This is a genomic window from Cupriavidus nantongensis (assembly GCF_001598055.1).
In the GTDB taxonomy this organism is placed as follows: Bacteria; Pseudomonadota; Gammaproteobacteria; order Burkholderiales; family Burkholderiaceae; genus Cupriavidus; species Cupriavidus nantongensis.
In genome coordinates this window covers 4,578,175-4,596,815 of the sequence record NZ_CP014844.1, presented here as the reverse complement: position 1 = coordinate 4,596,815, position 18,641 = coordinate 4,578,175, and the positions used below count along the sequence as shown (strand labels likewise).

General features: G+C 63.7%; 26 protein-coding genes and 1 pseudogene. 26 read left to right on the top strand and 1 reads right to left on the bottom strand.

The window, feature by feature from the left end; all coding sequences use genetic code 11:
* Window positions 1-210: 210 nt before the first annotated feature.
* The 4 genes and pseudogenes from rpsG to rpsJ all read left to right on the top strand — a co-directional run bounded on the left by rpsG (window position 211) and on the right by rpsJ (window position 4,568).
* A complete protein-coding gene (gene rpsG, locus A2G96_RS21305) occupies window positions 211-681 on the top strand; it encodes a 30S ribosomal protein S7 (RefSeq protein WP_010810459.1) in 471 nt (156 codons plus the stop codon).
* Between the two features lie 117 nt (window positions 682-798).
* Entirely contained in the window at window positions 799-2,907 is a 2,109-nt protein-coding gene (gene fusA, locus A2G96_RS21300) for an elongation factor G (protein WP_062801970.1), read from the top strand.
* An 82-nt stretch (window positions 2,908-2,989) separates the two neighbouring features.
* Window positions 2,990-4,182, top strand: a pseudogene (gene tuf / locus A2G96_RS21295) (elongation factor Tu).
* Window positions 4,183-4,259: 77 nt separating this feature from the next.
* Window positions 4,260-4,568: a 30S ribosomal protein S10 gene (gene rpsJ, locus A2G96_RS21290; RefSeq protein ID WP_006160488.1), complete on the top strand. Its 309-nt coding sequence runs from the start codon at window positions 4,260-4,262 to the stop codon at window positions 4,566-4,568.
* 103 nt (window positions 4,569-4,671) lie between these two features.
* Here the strand turns inward: rpsJ and A2G96_RS21285 are convergent, their stop codons facing one another.
* A complete protein-coding gene (locus A2G96_RS21285; protein ID WP_062801969.1) occupies window positions 4,672-5,685 on the bottom strand; it encodes an AraC family transcriptional regulator in 1,014 nt (337 codons plus the stop codon).
* 277 nt (window positions 5,686-5,962) lie between these two features.
* Here A2G96_RS21285 and A2G96_RS21280 point away from each other — a divergent pair, with 277 nt between their 5' ends.
* From A2G96_RS21280 to rpsE, 22 genes are all read left to right on the top strand, one after another.
* On the top strand, window positions 5,963-7,192 hold the full coding sequence (locus A2G96_RS21280; protein WP_062801968.1) for a dienelactone hydrolase family protein: 1,230 nt from the start codon (window positions 5,963-5,965) through the stop codon (window positions 7,190-7,192).
* Between the two features lie 77 nt (window positions 7,193-7,269).
* A complete protein-coding gene (locus A2G96_RS21275; RefSeq protein WP_062801967.1) occupies window positions 7,270-8,058 on the top strand; it encodes an SDR family oxidoreductase in 789 nt (262 codons plus the stop codon).
* 32 nt (window positions 8,059-8,090) lie between these two features.
* Window positions 8,091-9,332: a styrene monooxygenase/indole monooxygenase family protein gene (locus A2G96_RS21270; protein ID WP_062801966.1), complete on the top strand. Its 1,242-nt coding sequence runs from the start codon at window positions 8,091-8,093 to the stop codon at window positions 9,330-9,332.
* A 1-nt stretch (window position 9,333) separates the two neighbouring features.
* Complete coding sequence (locus tag A2G96_RS21265) at window positions 9,334-9,834, top strand: flavin reductase family protein (protein WP_062801965.1); 501 nt, start codon at window positions 9,334-9,336, stop codon at window positions 9,832-9,834.
* 308 nt (window positions 9,835-10,142) lie between these two features.
* Window positions 10,143-10,793 (top strand): 50S ribosomal protein L3, encoded by a 651-nt coding sequence (gene rplC, locus A2G96_RS21260; protein WP_010812397.1) that lies wholly within the window; start codon window positions 10,143-10,145, stop codon window positions 10,791-10,793.
* A 12-nt stretch (window positions 10,794-10,805) separates the two neighbouring features.
* The gene (gene rplD, locus A2G96_RS21255) at window positions 10,806-11,426 is read left to right on the top strand and encodes a 50S ribosomal protein L4 (protein ID WP_011299311.1); all 621 of its coding nucleotides are present in this window, start codon (window positions 10,806-10,808) and stop codon (window positions 11,424-11,426) included.
* Window positions 11,423-11,737 carry a 50S ribosomal protein L23 gene (rplW, locus tag A2G96_RS21250; protein ID WP_061956557.1) on the top strand — a complete coding sequence of 105 codons (315 nt, stop codon included), beginning with the start codon at window positions 11,423-11,425 and terminating at the stop codon, window positions 11,735-11,737. Before rplD ends, rplW begins: the two co-directional genes overlap by 4 nt.
* Window positions 11,738-11,739: 2 nt before the next feature.
* Window positions 11,740-12,570 carry a 50S ribosomal protein L2 gene (rplB, locus tag A2G96_RS21245; RefSeq protein WP_012354139.1) on the top strand — a complete coding sequence of 277 codons (831 nt, stop codon included), beginning with the start codon at window positions 11,740-11,742 and terminating at the stop codon, window positions 12,568-12,570.
* A 22-nt stretch (window positions 12,571-12,592) separates the two neighbouring features.
* Entirely contained in the window at window positions 12,593-12,868 is a 276-nt protein-coding gene (gene rpsS, locus A2G96_RS21240; protein ID WP_012354138.1) for a 30S ribosomal protein S19, read from the top strand.
* Window positions 12,869-12,877: 9 nt separating this feature from the next.
* Window positions 12,878-13,207 carry a 50S ribosomal protein L22 gene (gene rplV / locus A2G96_RS21235; protein ID WP_003271370.1) on the top strand — a complete coding sequence of 110 codons (330 nt, stop codon included), beginning with the start codon at window positions 12,878-12,880 and terminating at the stop codon, window positions 13,205-13,207.
* Window positions 13,208-13,216: 9 nt separating this feature from the next.
* Window positions 13,217-14,014, top strand: coding sequence for a 30S ribosomal protein S3 (gene rpsC / locus A2G96_RS21230; protein ID WP_010812392.1), 798 nt, complete (start codon window positions 13,217-13,219; stop codon window positions 14,012-14,014).
* 2 nt (window positions 14,015-14,016) lie between these two features.
* Window positions 14,017-14,433, top strand: coding sequence for a 50S ribosomal protein L16 (gene rplP / locus A2G96_RS21225; RefSeq protein WP_010812391.1), 417 nt, complete (start codon window positions 14,017-14,019; stop codon window positions 14,431-14,433).
* Between the two features lie 11 nt (window positions 14,434-14,444).
* Complete coding sequence (gene rpmC / locus A2G96_RS21220) at window positions 14,445-14,639, top strand: 50S ribosomal protein L29 (RefSeq protein ID WP_008642937.1); 195 nt, start codon at window positions 14,445-14,447, stop codon at window positions 14,637-14,639.
* On the top strand, window positions 14,636-14,914 hold the full coding sequence (gene rpsQ, locus A2G96_RS21215) for a 30S ribosomal protein S17 (protein ID WP_010812389.1): 279 nt from the start codon (window positions 14,636-14,638) through the stop codon (window positions 14,912-14,914). Before rpmC ends, rpsQ begins: the two co-directional genes overlap by 4 nt.
* 282 nt (window positions 14,915-15,196) lie before the next feature.
* Window positions 15,197-15,565 carry a 50S ribosomal protein L14 gene (gene rplN / locus A2G96_RS21210; protein WP_010812388.1) on the top strand — a complete coding sequence of 123 codons (369 nt, stop codon included), beginning with the start codon at window positions 15,197-15,199 and terminating at the stop codon, window positions 15,563-15,565.
* A gap of 9 nt (window positions 15,566-15,574) precedes the next feature.
* Window positions 15,575-15,883, top strand: a complete 309-nt coding sequence (gene rplX, locus A2G96_RS21205; RefSeq protein ID WP_010812387.1) for a 50S ribosomal protein L24 — start codon at window positions 15,575-15,577, stop codon at window positions 15,881-15,883.
* Between the two features lie 25 nt (window positions 15,884-15,908).
* Window positions 15,909-16,451 (top strand): 50S ribosomal protein L5, encoded by a 543-nt coding sequence (rplE, locus tag A2G96_RS21200; RefSeq protein ID WP_010812386.1) that lies wholly within the window; start codon window positions 15,909-15,911, stop codon window positions 16,449-16,451.
* A 9-nt stretch (window positions 16,452-16,460) separates the two neighbouring features.
* A complete protein-coding gene (gene rpsN, locus A2G96_RS21195; RefSeq protein WP_010812385.1) occupies window positions 16,461-16,766 on the top strand; it encodes a 30S ribosomal protein S14 in 306 nt (101 codons plus the stop codon).
* 27 nt (window positions 16,767-16,793) lie between these two features.
* Window positions 16,794-17,189 carry a 30S ribosomal protein S8 gene (gene rpsH / locus A2G96_RS21190; RefSeq protein WP_010812384.1) on the top strand — a complete coding sequence of 132 codons (396 nt, stop codon included), beginning with the start codon at window positions 16,794-16,796 and terminating at the stop codon, window positions 17,187-17,189.
* A 10-nt stretch (window positions 17,190-17,199) separates the two neighbouring features.
* A complete protein-coding gene (gene rplF, locus A2G96_RS21185) occupies window positions 17,200-17,733 on the top strand; it encodes a 50S ribosomal protein L6 (protein WP_062801964.1) in 534 nt (177 codons plus the stop codon).
* Between the two features lie 11 nt (window positions 17,734-17,744).
* Entirely contained in the window at window positions 17,745-18,101 is a 357-nt protein-coding gene (rplR, locus tag A2G96_RS21180) for a 50S ribosomal protein L18 (protein ID WP_062802262.1), read from the top strand.
* Window positions 18,102-18,122: 21 nt separating this feature from the next.
* Window positions 18,123-18,641: a 30S ribosomal protein S5 gene (gene rpsE / locus A2G96_RS21175; protein WP_006160449.1), complete on the top strand. Its 519-nt coding sequence runs from the start codon at window positions 18,123-18,125 to the stop codon at window positions 18,639-18,641.

Here is an 18,641-nt window from a genome sequence, read left to right as displayed (position 1 = left end):
GGCCCGCAAGGCCCGAAGCAACAGACGATAGCCTGTGGCGCAAGTCATGGTGCTGTCACCAGGCGGCGGTACAACGGAGCGCCTTTTTGGCAACCGTGCCGTCGAGTAAGTGGTCACCCGGCGAATTTGCTGTCTTTGCATGCAAGCTAGTTGGTGGCCGGAGAGCGGGAAAATCTGACCGCGCTCTCAACTGAATCTAAAGGAAAGAAGATGCCACGTCGTCGTGAAGTCCCGAAGCGGGACGTTCTGCCTGATCCGAAGTTCGGCAACGTTGAAGTTGCCAAGTTCATGAACGTGCTGATGCTGGATGGCAAGAAGTCGGTTGCCGAACGCATCGTGTACGGCGCGTTCGACCAGATCGAAAAGAAGGCAGGCAAGGCCCCCATCGAAGTGTTCTCCGTTGCCATCAACAACGTGAAGCCGGTGGTGGAAGTGAAGAGCCGTCGCGTGGGCGGCGCCAACTATCAGGTTCCGGTCGAAGTCCGTCCGTCGCGTCGTTTGGCATTGGCGATGCGCTGGCTGCGTGAGGCCGCGAAAAAACGCAGCGAGAAGTCGATGGCGCTGCGCCTGGCAGGTGAGCTGCTGGAAGCATCGGAAGGCCGTGGCGGCGCGATGAAGAAGCGCGACGAAGTGCACCGCATGGCCGAAGCCAACAAGGCGTTCTCGCACTTCCGCTTCTAAAGCGAGCGAAAACATTGTTGGTTGCCGGGCGGGCTGTGTTTTTACACATCTCGCCCGTTTGTGTTAGGGGCGCGGGCCATGAGATGCCGGCGCCTCACGGACGAATAGAGGATTAAAGTGGCTCGTAAGACTCCCATCGAGCGTTACCGTAACATCGGTATTTCGGCTCACATTGACGCGGGTAAAACCACCACGACCGAGCGCATCCTGTTCTACACCGGTGTGAACCACAAGATCGGTGAAGTGCACGACGGCGCCGCCACCATGGACTGGATGGAGCAGGAACAGGAGCGTGGTATTACCATCACCTCCGCTGCCACCACCGCCTTCTGGAAGGGCATGGCCGGCAACTACCCCGAGCACCGCTTCAACATCATCGACACCCCGGGCCACGTGGACTTCACCATCGAGGTGGAGCGTTCCATGCGCGTGCTGGATGGCGCATGCATGGTGTACTGCGCCGTGGGCGGCGTGCAGCCGCAGTCCGAAACCGTGTGGCGTCAGGCCAACAAGTACGGCGTGCCGCGTCTGGCGTTCGTCAACAAGATGGACCGTACCGGCGCCAACTTCTTCAAGGTCTACGACCAGCTGAAGACCCGCCTGAAGGCCAACCCGGTGCCCGTGGTGGTGCCGATCGGCGCTGAAGACGGCTTCCAGGGCGTGATCGACCTGCTGGAAATGAAGGCGATCATCTGGGACGAAGCCAGCCAGGGCGTGAAGTTCGAATACCAGGACATCCCGGCCGAGCTGCAGGCGACCGCTGAAGAATGGCGCGAGAAGATGGTCGAGTCCGCCGCCGAAGCCAGCGAAGAGCTGATGGAAAAGTACCTGGGCGGCGAAGAGCTGACCCGCGCCGAGATCGTCAAGGCGCTGCGTGACCGTACCATCGCCTGCGAAATCCAGCCGATGCTGTGCGGCACCGCGTTCAAGAACAAGGGCGTGCAGCGTATGCTCGACGCCGTGATCGACTTCCTGCCGTCGCCGGTCGATATTCCGCCGGTCAAGGGCGTGGACGAAAGCGACGACGAGAAGAAGCTCGAGCGCAAGGCCGACGACAACGAGAAGTTCTCGGCGCTGGCGTTCAAGATCATGACCGACCCGTTCGTCGGCCAGCTGATCTTCTTCCGCGTCTACTCGGGCAAGATCAACTCGGGCGACACCGTCTACAACCCGGTCAAGGGCAAGAAGGAACGCCTGGGCCGTATTCTGCAGATGCACGCCAACCAGCGCGAAGAAATCAAGGAAGTGCTGGCCGGCGACATCGCCGCCGCGGTGGGCCTGAAGGACGCCACCACGGGCGATACGCTGTGCGATCCGGCTGCCCCGATCGTGCTCGAGCGCATGGTGTTCCCGGAGCCGGTGATCTCGCAGGCGGTCGAGCCGAAGACCAAGGCCGACCAGGAAAAGATGGGCATCGCCCTGAACCGCCTGGCCGCCGAGGATCCGTCGTTCCGCGTGCGTACCGATGAAGAATCGGGCCAGACCATCATTTCGGGCATGGGCGAGCTCCACCTCGAAATTCTGGTCGACCGCATGAAGCGCGAATTCGGCGTGGAAGCCAACATCGGCGCGCCGCAGGTGGCCTACCGCGAAACCATCCGCAAGAAGGCCGAGGACGTCGAAGGCAAGTTCGTCAAGCAGTCGGGCGGCCGCGGCCAGTACGGTCACGCCGTGATCACGCTGGAACCGCAAGAGCCGGGCAAGGGCTTCGAGTTCATCGACGCCATCAAGGGCGGTGTGATTCCTCGCGAATACATCCCGGCGGTCGAAAAGGGTATCGTCGACACCCTGACGGCCGGTATCCTGGCTGGCTTCCCGGTGGTGGACGTGAAGGTCACGCTGACCTTCGGTTCGTACCACGACGTGGACTCGAACGAAAACGCGTTCCGCATGGCCGGCTCGATGGCTTTCAAGGAAGCCATGCGCAAGGCCAGCCCGGTTCTGCTCGAGCCGATGATGGCCGTGGAAGTGGAAACGCCGGAAGACTACACCGGTACCGTGATGGGCGACCTGTCGTCCCGCCGCGGCATCGTGCAGGGCATGGACGACATGGTGGGCGGCGGCAAGATCATCAAGGCCGAAGTCCCGCTGTCGGAAATGTTCGGATATTCGACCGCGCTGCGCTCGGCCACGCAAGGCCGCGCCACCTACACCATGGAATTCAAGCACTACGCCGAGGCACCGAAGAACATCGCCGAAGCAGTGATGGCGGCCAAGGGCAAGTAAATAAGCTGTATGCCGCCGCGTCCGCCAGGACGCGGCGGCGTGATGAATCGACAAGACTGCATTCCATTAGGAGCTGAAAAAAATGGCAAAGGAAAAGTTCGAGCGGACCAAGCCGCACGTGAACGTTGGTACGATTGGTCACGTTGACCATGGCAAGACCACGCTGACCGCAGCGAGATCGCCACGGTGCTGGCAGCGAAGTTCGGTGGTGCGGCCAAGAAGTACGACGAAATCGACGCAGCGCCGGAAGAGAAGGCCCGCGGTATTACCATCAATACCGCCCACGTCGAATACGAGACGGCCAACCGCCACTACGCGCACGTTGACTGCCCGGGCCACGCCGACTACGTCAAGAACATGATCACCGGTGCCGCCCAGATGGACGGCGCGATCCTGGTGTGCTCGGCCGCTGACGGCCCGATGCCGCAGACCCGCGAGCACATCCTGCTGGCCCGTCAGGTCGGCGTGCCGTACATCATCGTGTTCCTGAACAAGTGCGACATGGTGGACGACGCCGAACTGCTCGAGCTGGTCGAGATGGAAGTGCGCGAGCTGCTGAGCAAGTACGAGTTCCCCGGCGACGACACCCCGATCATCAAGGGTTCGGCCAAGCTGGCGCTGGAAGGCGACAAGGGCGACCTGGGCGAAGAAGCCATCATGCGCCTGGCCGACGCGCTGGACACCTACATCCCGACGCCGGAGCGTGCCGTTGACGGTACCTTCCTGATGCCGGTGGAAGACGTGTTCTCGATCTCGGGTCGCGGCACCGTGGTGACCGGCCGTATCGAGCGCGGCATCATCAAGGTCGGCGAGGAAATCGAAATCGTCGGTATCAAGCCGACCGTGAAGACCACCTGCACCGGCGTGGAAATGTTCCGCAAGCTGCTGGACCAGGGCCAGGCTGGCGACAACGTCGGTCTGCTGCTGCGCGGCACCAAGCGTGAAGACGTCGAGCGCGGCCAGGTGCTGTGCAAGCCGGGTTCGATCAAGCCGCACACCCACTTCACCGGCGAGGTGTACATCCTGTCGAAGGACGAAGGCGGCCGTCACACCCCGTTCTTCAACAACTACCGCCCGCAGTTCTACTTCCGTACCACCGACGTGACCGGCTCGATCGAGCTGCCGAAGGACAAGGAAATGGTCATGCCGGGTGACAACGTGTCGATCACCGTCAAGCTGATCGCCCCGATCGCCATGGAAGAAGGCCTGCGCTTCGCCATCCGCGAAGGTGGCCGTACCGTCGGCGCCGGCGTCGTGGCAAAGATCCTCGACTAAGCACTTCCTGGGACATGCCCGCGGGCATGTCCCCATTCAACGGGCAGCTTGCCCAATCGCTCTTTTAAGGAAATATCATGCAGAACCAGAAGATCCGTATCCGCCTGAAGGCTTTCGACTATCGCCTGATCGACCAGTCGGCTGCCGAAATCGTGGATACCGCCAAGCGTACCGGCGCGATCGTCAAGGGCCCGGTGCCCCTGCCGACCCGCATCCAGCGCTTCGACATCCTGCGTTCGCCGCACGTCAACAAGACCAGCCGCGATCAGTTCGAGATCCGCACCCACCAGCGCCTGATGGACATCGTCGACCCGACCGACAAGACCGTTGACGCGCTGATGAAGCTCGACCTGCCGGCAGGCGTGGACGTCGAGATCAAGGTGTAACGATGTTTCGGGCCGCCCGCGCGGCTTGATGCAGCAAAACGGCGAACCTCGGTTCGCCGTTTTTGTTTTGGTGGCACGCCGCACGGCAGCGCCCGCCACGCCCCTACACGCTGCCGCGCCGGCGCAGCGTCTCGGCCGGGCACTCGCCGAACGCGCGCCGGTACTCGGCGCTGAAGCGCCCCAGGTGGGTAAAGCCCCAGCGCAGCGCGGCGCCGGTCACCGACGACAGCGCCGCATCGTTGAGCAGGTCGTGCCGTACCCGGTCCAGCCGGACCGTGCGCAGGTAGGCCATCGGGCTCAGCCCGCGATGCTCGCGGAACCCCGCATACAGGCTGCGCAGGCTGACGCCCGCGATCTCCGCCAGCAGCGCCGGCGTCAGCGCCGCGGCGGCATGGGCGTGGATATATTCCTCGACCACTTTCACATGGCGCGGCGCCAGCGGCTTGCCGTGCCGCTGCAGCGCCTCCGACAGGCTGTGCGGCTGCAGCGTCAGCAGGGTGCCGATCACCAGCTGCTCGAGCTGGCATGCCGTGAGCGGGTGGCGCGCGGCTTCCGGCTCCGCCGCCAGCATCTGCGCCAGATACTCCATCAATGCATACCAGCCGGCGCTGCGCCAGGCCATGCCGAGCTGGAAGCGCAGCGGCGGGTCCGGGCGATGCCCGAGATAGGCGGCGCACACGCGCTCCAGCGCGCTGCGTTCGACGCGCACGATCAGCTGGTCGTTGTCCGCGCTCCAGCGCATCAGCAGCGGGTCGCTGGGCGTCAGCACGGACGCGCAGTCCGGCGTCGACACGATCTGCTGCGCGCCGCAACGGATCTCGGCGTGGCCGCTGAGCGGCATCTGCACCAGCAGGAAGTCGCCGAGCGGGCCCGGGTCGATGGTGACATCGGCGCCGTAGGCGAGCCGGTTCAGCGACACCGCGCCCAGCGGCGCGTGGTGCATGCGGGCCGACAGGCTGGTCCCGCGGATATCGAGCCGGTGCGGCTTGAAGACCTTGCCCACCGCCGCGCGCGTCTGCCCGAGGTCGGTCGAGGCGAACACCTGCCGCCCGGCATCGTGTAGCAGGGCGTGCGCCAGCGGCGCCGGCGCGCGGGCAGTCGGGGGCAGCTGCAACATGGTCTCGCTCCTCTGGCGTGGCCGCGGCGCTGGCTGGCGTCCACGGCGGAGGCCGGGGCGCCATGCGCGCAGCATGGTCCACGCAACCACTATAGCGGATCGATCCGCGCGACCCCGGCCTTGCGTTGACCGAAGCCCGACTTTCCTGCACTAATCGGATAGCCGCTGCAGCCAGCGGCTAGTTTGCTGCGGTGCGGAGCCACCATCATGGGATCCAGCACGGCAGCGCACCCTCCACCAGCTGTCAGCCAACAGAGAACGACAAGGAGCGCAGGCCATGGGCCAGACCATCCAGATCCAGACCCCAGAAGGCAGTTTTGGCGGCTATCTCGCCACCCCCGCGGCGGGCAAGGGCCCCGGCATCGTGCTGTGCCAGGAGATCTTCGGCGTCAATGCCACCATGCGCCAGGTGGCCGATTACTACGCCGAAGAGGGCCATACGGTGCTGGTGCCGGACTTGTTCTGGCGCATCGCACCGGGCATCGAGCTGACCGACCGCGGCGAAGACTTCCAGCGCGCGCTCGGCCTCTATCAGCAGTTCGACGAAGCGAAGGGCGTGCAGGATGTGGGCGCGGCGCTGGAGACGTTGCGCGCGCGCCCCGAATGCGTCGGCCAGACCGGCGTGCTGGGCTTCTGCCTGGGCGGCAAGCTGGCCTACCTGGCCGCCTGCCGGTTGCCCGACGTGGCCTGCGCGGTGGCGTACTACGGCGTCGGCATCGAGCATGCGCTGGGCGAGGCCGCCAACGTGCGGGGCCGCCTGGTGCTGCATATCGCGGAGAAGGACGGCTTCTGCCCGCCGCAGGCGCAGGCGGCGATCCGCGAGGCCCTTGCCGGCCGGGACCACATCGAGGTGTACGTCTATGCCGGCGTCGACCATGCCTTTGCGCGCGCCGGTGGCGAGCATTTCGACAAGCCTTCGGCGCTGATGGCGCACCAGCGCTCGATCGCCGCGCTGCGCCGCGAGATGGGCCCGCACTACGACTTCTCGGCGCTGTGGGACAAGCACTGCGAGTATGAATTCGCCACCCGCGATGTCGATGCGACCATGGCGACGATGGTGGCGCAGCCCTACGTGAACCATATCCCGACCATGACCGGCGGCGTCGGCTACGCGCAGCTGCGCCGCTTCTACCAGAACCATTTCGTCCACAGCAATCCGCCGGACACGACGCTGATCCCGCTGTCGCGCACGGTGGGCGCCTCGCAGATCGTCGATGAGCTGCTGTTCTGCTTCACCCACACCAGCGAGATCGACTGGATGCTGCCCGGCGTGCCGCCCACCGGCAAGCGCGTGGAGATCCCGCTGATCGCCATCGTCAAGTTCCGCGGCGACAAGCTGTACCACGAGCATATCTACTGGGACCAGGCCAGCGTGCTGGTGCAGATCGGCAAGCTGGATCCCACCGGTTTACCGGTGGCGGGCGTGGAGACCGCACGCAAGCTGCTGGACGAGACCCTGCCGTCGAACACGCTGATGGCGCGCTGGCAGCAGAGCGAGGGCAAGTAAGCAGGCGGCAGTGAACGGGAGCGGGCCCGCAGAGGCCCGCACCGTACCGGACACCGGTGAGCAACCAGGAGACAACCATGAAGGGATTGCAGGACAAGGTGGCCATCGTCACCGGAGGCGCCACGCTGATCGGCGCGGGGGTGGCGCGGGCCTTCATCGAGGCGGGCGCGCGCGTGGCGATCTTCGATATCGACGCCGCCAACGGCGAGCGCGTTGCCGCGGAACTGGGCAAGGAGGCGCTGTTCATCGCGGCGGACATCACGCGGGACGAGCAGGTCCGCGATGCGGTGAGCCAGGTGGCGCAGCACTTCGGCGGCGTCGATTTCCTGGTCAACCTGGCCTGCACCTATCTCGACGACGGCTTTCGCTCGAATCGTGCCGACTGGTTGGCGGCGCTCGATGTCAACGTGGTTTCCGGGGTGATGCTGGCGCAGGCGGTGCATCCGCTGATGCGCGCGCGCGGCGGCGGTGCCATCGTCAACTTCACCAGCATCTCCGCCAACGTGGCGCAGACCGGGCGCTGGCTCTATCCGGTATCGAAGGCGGCCATCGCGCAGTTGACCCGCAGTATGGCGATGGATCTGGCGCCGGACCGCATTCGCGTCAACGCGGTGTCGCCGGGCTGGACCTGGTGCCGCTTGATGGACGAGGTCAGCGGCGGCAACCGCGCCCGCACCGATGCGGTGGCCGCGCCGTTCCACCTGCTCGGCCGCGTCGGCGAGCCCGACGAAGTGGCGCAGGTGGTGCTGTTCCTCTGCTCCGACCACGCCAGCTTCGTCACCGGCGCCGACTATGCCGTCGACGGTGGCTACTCCGCCATGGGTCCGGAGCAGAACGTGCCTGCCATCGGCAAGCTGGCCGGCTGAACGCCCCACCACGATCCTTCAGGAGACACCTCATGCGCCAACGCATCGCCATCGTCGGAGCGGGCCAGTCGGGCCTGCAAATGGCCCTCGGGCTGCAGGCCCACGGCTACCGCGTCACGCTGCTGTCCAACCGCACGCCGGAACAGATCCGCGCCGGCAAGGTCATGTCCAGCCAGTGCATGTTCGACCGCGCGCTGCAGACCGAGCGCGAGCTCGGCCTGAACTGGTGGGACGATGCCTGCCCGCCGGTGCAGGGCATCGGCCTGGCCGTGCCGCATCCCGAGCTGCCCGGCGCCAGGGTCATCGACTGGGCCGCGCCGCTGGACCGGCCGGCGCAGGCGGTCGACCAGCGCCTGAAGATGCCGGCATGGATGGAGGCCTTTGTTGCGCGCGGCGGCGACCTGCGCATCGTCGATGTCGGCGTCGACGAGCTGGAAGCGCTGGCGCGCGAGCACGACCTGGTGCTGCTGGCTGCCGGCAAGGGCGAGATCGTCAGCCGCTTCGAGCGCGATGCCTCGCGCAGCCCGTTCGACCGGCCCCAGCGCGCGCTCGCGCTGACCTACGTGACCGGCATGCTGCCGCGCGAGCCGTTCTCGCGGGTTTGCTTCAACCTGATTCCCGGGGTGGGCGAGTACTTCGTCTTTCCCGCGCTGACACTGTCGGGGCCGTGCGAGATCATGGTGTTCGAGGGTATTCCGGGCGGTCCGATGGACCGCTGGACCGAGGCCCGCACGCCCGAACAGCACCTCGCCGAAAGCCTGCGCATCCTGCGCACCTATGCGCCGTGGGAAGCCGAGCGCTGCGAGCAGGTGGCGCTGACCGACGACAATGGCATCCTGTCGGGCCGCTTCGCGCCGACGGTACGCAAGCCGGTGCTGACGCTGCCGTCGGGGCGACTGGTGTTCGGCATGGCCGATGCCGTGGTGGTCAATGACCCGATCACCGGCCAGGGCTCGAACAATGCCGCCAAGTGCTGCAAGGTCTATCTCGATGCCATCGTCGACCATGGCGAGCGGGCGTACGACCGCGACTGGATGGAACAGACCTTCGCCCGCTACTGGCAATACGCCGGCGCTGTGGTGGCGTGGACCAACTCGCTGCTGACCCCGCCGCCGCCGCACATCCTGGGTCTGCTGGGCGCGGCGGGGCAGGCGCCGGCGCTGGCGGCCCGCATCGCCAACGGCTTCGACAATCCGCCGGACTACTTCCCCTGGTGGATGGATCCGCAAGCCTGCCACCAGCTGATCGACCACCACCTGCCGCAGGCCGCCTGAGATGGTCACCATCAGCCATGCCGCCCCCTCGCTCGATCCGCGCGAACTGCGCCGGGTTTGCGGCCGCTACGCGACCGGCGTGGCGGTCATCGGTGCCTGTACGCCGCAGCGGCGGCCGGTCGGCATCACCGTCAACTCGTTCGCGTCGCTGTCGCTGGCGCCGCCATTGATCCTGTGGAGCCTGGCCAGGCATTCGCCCAATGCGGGCCTGTTCGCCCCGGGCGCGCCGTTCGGCGTCAGCATCCTGCGCGCCGGCCACGGCGAACTGGCGCGCCGCTTTGCCACGCCGTTGCCGGACAAGTTCGCCGGCATTGGCCATCGCCGTTGCCCGCACGGCGTACCTTACCTGGACGAGGCGCTGGCGACGCTGTCGTGCCGGGTCGAGCGCGCCGATCCGGTGGGCGACCACCTGCTGATCGTCGGTGCCGTCGAAGCCGTCACGGCAGGGGAGGGCGAGCCGCTGGTCTTCTATGGCGGCGACTTCGTCCGCATCGCGGCCTGACCTGACTTTTTACGGTGCCTGATGGGCCGCTCCGAAAGCGGCCCGTCGCCCCGCCACCACAGCCAGGCAGCGCAAGCGTCACTGCAGCGCCCTCCCTGCCTACAACATTGCAGGGAAATCCGCAATTCATATTGCCCTTTCCAAACTGCTGTGATATGTTGTAAGGCTACCCGTTACCTCGGGTAGTGGGCTGGCCATTTTGGCCGCGCGCAGTCTTGTTTAGCGCAAGCCCATCCGCGCACAAGCGCAAGCACAGTTTTCGTGTATCAATCAGCCCCGGCCAATCGCAGCTGGGAATGGAGCAAACCATGAGCCTTGGCCTTGTAGGTCGCAAGGTTGGCATGACCCGTATTTTCACGGACGACGGTGAAGCGATTCCCGTGACCGTGGTCGAGGTCGGCGACAACCGCGTGACGCAAATCAAGACGGACGAGACCGACGGTTACACCGCGGTTCAAGTCACCTTCGGCGCACGACGCGCAAGCCGCGTCACCAAGCCGCTGGCGGGTCACCTCGCCAAAGCCGGCGTGGAAGCCGGCGAAATCATCCGCGAATTCCGTATCGACGCAGCCAAGGCTGCCGAACTGCAAGCTGGCGGTTCGCTGTCGGTCGACCTGTTCGAAGTCGGTCAGAAGATCGACGTGCAGGGCGTGACCATCGGTAAGGGCTACGCCGGTACCATCAAGCGCTACCACTTCGCCTCCGGCCGTGCCACCCACGGTAACTCGCGCTCGCACAACGTGCCGGGCTCGATCGGTATGGCGCAGGATCCGGGCCGCGTGTTCCCGGGCAAGCGCATGACCGGTCACCTGGGCGATGTCACCCGCACCGTGCAGAACCTGGAGATCGCCAAGATCGACGCAGAGCGCAAGCTGCTGCTGGTCAAGGGCGCCATTCCCGGCTCCAAGAACGGCAAGGTCATCGTTACCCCGGCCGTCAAGGCCAAAGCCAAAGCTTAAGGAGCGCATGTAATGGAACTCAAGCTCCTCCAGGACAATGGCCAAGTCGGTGCAGGCGTTGCTGCCTCGCCCGAAGTGTTCGGCCGTGACTACAACGAAGCCCTCGTTCACCAGATCGTCGTCGCTTACCAGGCCAACGCGCGCAGCGGTAACCGCAAGCAGAAAGATCGTGAAGAGGTCAAGCACACGACCAAGAAGCCGTGGCGCCAGAAGGGTACGGGCCGTGCTCGTGCCGGTATGTCTTCCTCGCCGCTGTGGCGCGGGGGCGGCCGTATCTTCCCGAATTCGCCGGAAGAGAACTTCAGCCAGAAGGTCAACAAGAAGATGTTCCGTGCCGGCATGCGCTCGATTTACTCGCAGCTCGCACGTGAAGGTCGTATCAACGTGGTGGACGGTTTCACTGTCGACGCGCCCAAGACCAAGCTCTTGGCCGACAAGTTCAAGGCCATGGGCCTGGACTCGGTGCTGATCATCACCGACAGCCTCGACGAAAACCTCTACCTGGCTTCGCGCAACCTGCCGCACGTGGCAGTCGTGGAGCCGCGCCAGGCTGACCCGCTGTCGCTCGTGCACTACAAGAAGGTGCTAGTGACCAAGGCTGCCGTCGCGCAGATCGAGGAGTTGCTGAAATGACGCAAGTAGCCAAGAACGATCATCGTTTGATGCAGGTGCTGCTCGCGCCGGTGGTTTCCGAAAAGGCAACCCTGGTCGCCGACAAGAATGAACAGGTCGTGTTCGAAGTGGCCCGCGATGCCAACAAGGCAGAAGTGAAGGCCGCCGTCGAACTGCTGTTCAAGGTCGAGGTGCAGTCCGTTCAGATCCTGAACCAGAAGGGCAAGCAGAAGCGCTTCGGCCGTTTCATGGGCCGTCGCAACCACGTGAAGAAGGCATACGTGGCACTGAAGCCGGGTCAGGAAATCAATTTTGAAGCGGAGGCCAAGTAATCATGGCACTCGTCAAGACCAAGCCGACTTCCCCGGGTCGTCGCTCGATGGTGAAGGTGGTCAACAAGGACCTTCACAAGGGCACCCCGTACGCGCCGCTGCTGGAAAAGCAATTCCAGAAGTCGGGCCGTAACAACAATGGTCATATCACCACCCGCCACAAGGGCGGTGGTCATAAGCACCACTACCGCGTGGTCGATTTCAAGCGCAACGACAAGGACGGCATCCCCGCCAAGGTCGAGCGCCTGGAATACGATCCGAACCGCAGCGCCAACATCGCGCTGGTCGTGTTCGCCGACGGCGAGCGCCGCTACATCATCGCCACCAAGGGCATGGTTGCCGGCCAGCAGCTGCTGAACGGCTCGGAAGCGCCGATCAAGGCCGGTAACAACCTGCCGATCCGCAACATTCCGGTCGGTACCACGATCAACAACGTGGAAATGCTGCCGGGCAAGGGCGCCCAGATCGCACGCGCCGCAGGCGGCTCCGCCGTGCTGCTGGCCCGCGAAGGCCTGTACGCCCAGGTTCGCCTGCGCTCCGGCGAAGTGCGCCGCGTGCACATCGAGTGCCGCGCCACCGTTGGTGAAGTGGGCAACGAAGAGCACAGCCTGCGCGTCATCGGCAAGGCCGGTGCGACCCGCTGGCGCGGTATCCGCCCGACGGTCCGTGGTGTCGTGATGAACCCGGTCGACCACCCGCACGGTGGTGGTGAGGGCAAGACCGCTGCTGGTCGCGATCCGGTGTCGCCGTGGGGTACCCCGACCAAGGGTTACCGTACCCGCAGCAACAAGCGCACGGACAGCATGATCGTCCAGAAGCGCCACAAGCGTTAATCGGTAGGTAGGAGCTAAAGATATGACTCGTTCCGCTAAAAAGGGTCCGTTCTGCGACGCCCACCTGCTGAAGAAGGTGGAAGTTGCAACGAGCGGCAAGGACAAGAAGCCCATCAAGACGTGGTCGCGCCGCTCGACCATTCTGCCGGAGTTCATCGGCCTGACGATCGCCGTCCACAACGGCCGTCAACACGTGCCGGTGTACGTTACGGAAAACATGGTTGGCCACAAGCTCGGCGAATTTGCGATTACCCGCACGTTCAAGGGCCACGCGGCTGACAAGAAAGCGAAGAGGTAAGGTGCCATCATGGAAGTGAAAGCGATTCATCGCGGTGCCCGCATCTCCGCCCAGAAGACGCGCCTGGTCGCTGACCAGATCCGTGGTCTGCCGATCGAGCGCGCGCTCAACGTCCTGACGTTCAGCCCGAAAAAGGCTGCCGGGATCGTGAAGAAGGTGGTCGAATCGGCCATCGCCAACGCCGAGCACAACGAAGGCGCCGACATCGACGAACTCAAGGTCAAATCGATCTACGTCGACAAGGCAACCTCGCTCAAGCGCTTCACGGCACGGGCAAAGGGCCGCGGCAACCGCATCGAGAAACAAACCTGTCACATCACTGTGACGCTCGGCAACTAAGGAGTCACGATGGGACAGAAGATTCATCCGACTGGCTTCCGTCTGGCTGTCAGCCGTAACTGGGCTTCGCGCTGGTACGCCAGCAACACGAAGTTCGCCGGCATGCTGAAGGAAGACATCGAAGTTCGCGACTTCCTGAAGAAGAAGCTCAAGAACGCATCGGTTGGCCGCGTCGTGATCGAGCGCCCCGCCCGTAATGCACGCATCACCATTTACAGCTCGCGTCCGGGCGTGGTGATCGGCAAGAAGGGTGAGGACATCGAACTGCTGAAGGCCGAACTGCAGCGTCGCATGGGCGTGCCCGTGCACGTGAACATCGAGGAAATCCGCAAGCCGGAAACCGATGCTCAGCTGATCGCCGATTCGATCACCCAGCAGCTCGAGCGCCGCATCATGTTCCGCCGCGCCATGAAGCGCGCCATGCAGAACGCGATGCGCCTGGGCGCCCAGGGTATCAAGATCATGAGCGCCGGCCGTCTGAACGGTATCGAAATCGCCCGTACCGAGTGGTACCGCGAAGGCCGTGTGCCCCTGCACACCCTGCGCGCCGACATCGACTACGGCTTCTCCGAAGCAGAAACCACCTACGGCATCATCGGTGTCAAGGTGTGGGTCTACAAGGGGGATCACCTCGGCCGCAATGACGCGCCGGTGGTGGAAGAGCCGCAGGACGACCGTCGTCGTCGCCCGGGTCGTCCGGAAGGCCGCCGCCGTGAAGGCGAAGGCCGTCCGGGTGGCAACCGCCGCGGCGGTGCCGGTGCCGGTCGCCGCGCTGCGCCTGGCGCAGATGCGAAGAGTGGAGAATAACGATGCTGCAACCTAAGCGCAGAAAATACCGCAAGGAGCAGAAAGGCCGCAACACGGGTAAGGCTACCCGTGGTAACGCCGTGTCTTTCGGCGAATTCGGCCTGAAGGCCATGGGCCGTGGCCGCCTGACGGCTCGTCAGATCGAGTCGGCACGTCGTGCGATGACCCGCCACATCAAGCGTGGCGGCCGCATCTGGATCCGGATTTTCCCGGACAAGCCGATCTCGAAGAAGCCTGCCGAAGTCCGTATGGGTAACGGCAAGGGCAATCCGGAGTACTACGTGGCTGAAATCCAGCCGGGCAAGATGCTGTACGAAATGGATGGTGTGAGCGAAGACCTGGCACGTGAGGCGTTCCGCCTCGCGGCTGCCAAGCTGCCGATCGCCACCAATTTCGTGGTGCGCCAGGTCGGGACGTAAGGAGAGCAGGGATGAAAGCATCCGAACTTCGCGGCAAGGACGCCGCAGGCCTGAACCAGGAGCTCTCCGAGCTGCTGAAGGCCCAATTTAGCCTGCGCATGCAAAAGGCAACCCAACAGCTGCAGAACACCAGCCAGCTGAAGAAGGTTCGCAAGGACATCGCGCGCGTGCAAACCGTGCTGACTGAAAAGGCGAACGCGAAATGACTGAAGCTGCACAAACGGAAAAGTCGCTTCGCCGCACCCTGGTCGGCCGTGTCGTGAGCGACAAGATGGACAAGACCGTTACGGTCTTGGTGGAAAACCGCGTCAAGCATCCTCTGTACGGCAAGTACGTGCTGCGTTCCAAGAAGTACCACGCACACGACGAAGCCAACCAGTACAAGGAAGGCGACAAGGTCGAAATCCAGGAAGGCCGTCCGCTGTCGCGGACCAAGTCCTGGGTGGTTTCCCGGCTGGTAGAGGCTGCACGCGTCATCTAAGAACAACACGTTCTTAGCTTGACTTGCAAGTCCAGGATTATGTAGCTATAATCCTGGACTTCCGCTTTATTGCGTTCGCCTTAGCTGTACCACCCGGGCGGGGCTGTTGAGCGAGCCAGGGCCAGGCGGCTCCGATGTTTTTCCGTCGGAAATTGCCGGGCTCCTACCGACTTCAAAGTTGATCAACCCATACGGTGCTGGCGCAAGGCCGGAACCGACGGGACCAAGACTGACCGACGGGCGCTATCGCACCTGGCGGATTAAGTTGGGAAGACAAACACCATGATTCAGACAGAAAGCCGGCTCGAAGTGGCCGATAACACTGGTGCGCGCGAAGTGCTGTGCATCAAGGTGCTGGGTGGCTCCAAGCGCCGCTACGCAAGCGTTGGCGACATCATCAAGGTGACCGTCAAGGACGCAGCGCCGCGCGGTCGCGTCAAGAAGGGCGACATCTACAACGCCGTCGTCGTGCGTACCGCCAAGGGCGTGCGCCGCGCTGACGGTTCGCTGATCAAGTTCGACGGCAACGCCGCCGTCCTGCTGAACAACAAGCTCGAGCCGATCGGCACCCGTATCTTCGGGCCGGTGACTCGTGAACTCCGTACCGAGCGCTTCATGAAGATCGTGTCGCTCGCTCCGGAAGTGCTGTAAGGAGCCGCCATGAACAAGATTCGCAAAGGCGACGAAGTCATCGTGCTGACCGGCAAGGACAAGGGCAAGCGCGGTACCGTGCAGGCCGTCCTCGGCGACAAGGTTGCGGTGCAAGGCGTGAACATCGCCAAGAAGCATGCCCGCCCGAACCCGATGCTGGGCACTACCGGTGGTGTGGTCGACAAGGTCATGCCGCTGCATATTTCCAACGTTGCGCTCGTGGATGCCAATGGCAAGCCGTCGCGCGTCGGCATCAAGGTGGAAGACGGCAAGCGCGTGCGCGTGCTGAAGACCACCGGCGCCGTCGTGGCAGCTTGATTCTGGGCACGTATAGGAGTTGAGCATGGCAGCACGTCTGCAAGAGTTTTACAAAGAACAGGTTGTGCCGAAGCTGATCGAGCAGTTCGGCTACAAGTCGGTCATGGAAGTGCCGCGCATCACCAAGATCACCCTGAACATGGGTCTTGGCGAAGCCATCAATGACAAGAAGATCATTGAAAACGCCGTCGGCGACCTGACCAAGATCGCCGGTCAGAAGCCGGTCGTGACGAAGGCCAAGAAGGCCATCGCCGGCTTCAAGATCCGCCAGGGCTACCCCATCGGTGCGATGGTGACCCTGCGTGGCGAGCGCATGTTCGAATTCCTCGATCGTTTCGTCACCGTTGCCCTGCCGCGCGTGCGTGACTTCCGTGGTGTGTCGGGCCGTTCGTTCGACGGTCGTGGCAACTACAACATCGGTGTGAAAGAGCAGATCATTTTCCCCGAAATCGAGTACGACAAGATCGACGCACTGCGTGGTCTGAACATCAGCATCACGACGACGGCAAAGAACGACGAGGAAGCCAAGGCCCTCCTCGGTGCGTTCAAGTTCCCGTTCCGCAATTAAGGGGTAACCGTGGCTAAACTGGCTCTGATTGAACGTGAGAAGAAGCGCGCCAAGCTGGTGGCGAAGTATGCCGCCAAGCGCGCCAACCTCAAGGCCATTATCGACGACCAAGAAAAGTCGGAAGAAGAGCGTTACAGCGCGCGTCTCGAGCTGCAACAGCTCCCGCGCAACGCGAACCCGACCCGCCAGCGCAACCGCTGCGCGATCACCGGTCGTCCCCGCGGTACCTTCCGCAAGTTTGGCCTGGCGCGTAACAAGATCCGCGAAATCGCCTTCAAGGGCGAAATCCCGGGTCTGACGAAAGCCAGCTGGTAATTACGCACAGGCTACAGGAGAAACAGTATGAGCATGAGCGATCCTATCGCCGATATGCTGACGCGCATCCGCAACGCCCAGGGCGTGCAGAAAGCGTCGGTTGTCATGCCGTCGTCGAAGCTGAAAGTGGCAATCGCCAAGGTCCTGAAGGACGAAGGCTATATCGACGACTACGCCGTCCAGGAAGATGGCGGCAAGGCACAACTGAGCATCGGTCTCAAGTACTACGCCGGCCGTCCGGTGATCGAGCGCATCGAGCGCGTCTCGAAGCCCGGCCTGCGCGTGTACAAGGGCCGCAGCGACATTCCGCAAGTGATGAACGGCCTCGGTGTGGCGATCATCTCGACCCCGCAGGGTCTGATGACCGACCGCAAGGCTCGCGCCACCGGCGTGGGCGGCGAAGTTCTCTGCTACGTCGCTTAAGGAGAGAACCATGTCCCGTGTAGGTAAGGCTCCCATCGCGCTCCCCAAGGGCGCGGAAGTGAACGTGGCAGCTGGCGTGCTCTCCGTGAAGGGCCCGCTGGGTACGCTGTCCCAGCCGATTCACAGCCTGGTCAAGGTCAATGTCGAGAACGACACGCTGACCTTCTCGCCGGCTGACGAATCGCGTGAAGCAAACGCCCTGCAAGGCACCATGCGCGCCCTGGCGGCGAACATGGTCAAGGGCGTGACCACCGGTTTCGAGCGCAAGCTGAACCTCGTCGGCGTGGGCTATCGTGCCCAGCTGCAAGGCACTGCGCTGAAGCTCCAGCTTGGTTTCTCGCACGACGTGATCCATGAGATGCCGGAAGGCGTGAAGGCCGAAACGCCGACGCAGACCGAAATCCTGATCAAGGGTGCGGACAAGCAGAAAGTCGGTCAGGTTGCCGCCGAAGTGCGCGCGTACCGTCCGCCTGAGCCCTACAAGGGCAAGGGTGTGCGTTACAGCGACGAGCGCGTCATCCTGAAGGAAACCAAGAAGAAGTAAGGGGTGCAATGATGAACAAGAAAGACGCTCGTTTGCGCCGTGCACGTCAGACCCGCGCCAAGATCGCGGAGATGAAAGTCAATCGTCTGACCGTGTTCCGTACGAATTCGAACATTTACGCCCAGGTCTTCTCCGAGTGCGGCACCAAGGTGCTGGCTTCGGCTTCGACCGTCGAGGCAGAAGTGCGCAAGGAACTGGAAGGCAAGGGCGCTACCGCCGCTGCCGCTACCGTCGTGGGCAAGCGCATCGCCGAGAAGGCGAAGGCTGCCGGCGTGGAAACCGTCGCCTTCGATCGCGCCGGCTTCCGTTTCCATGGCCGCGTCAAGGCCCTGGCAGACGCCGCCCGCGAAGCCGGCCTGAAGTTCTAAGCGCATAGAGAGAGATACGTCATGGCAAAGATGCAAGCAAAAGTCCAACAGGACGAACGCGACGACGGCCTCCGCGAGAAGATGATCTCGGTCAACCGTGTCACCAAGGTGGTGAAGGGTGGCCGGATTCTCGGTTTCGCTGCGCTGACCGTGGTCGGTGACGGCGATGGCCGCATCGGCATGGGCAAGGGCAAGGCCAAGGAAGTGCCGGTCGCCGTTCAGAAGGCAATGGACGAAGCCCGTCGCAAGATGGTCAAGGTCTCGCTGAAGAACGGCACGCTGCAACACGAAGTCGTTGGCAAGCACGGCGCCGCCAAGGTGCTGATGATGCCCGCCAAGGAAGGTACCGGCGTGATCGCCGGCGGCCCGATGCGCGCGATCTTCGAAGTGATGGGTGTCACCAACGTGGTGACCAAGTCGCACGGCTCCACCAACCCGTACAACATGGTTCGCGCCACGCTGGACGGCCTTCAGAAGATGAGCACGCCGGGCGAAATCGCCGCCAAGCGTGGCAAGTCGGTCGAAGACATCCTGGGTTAA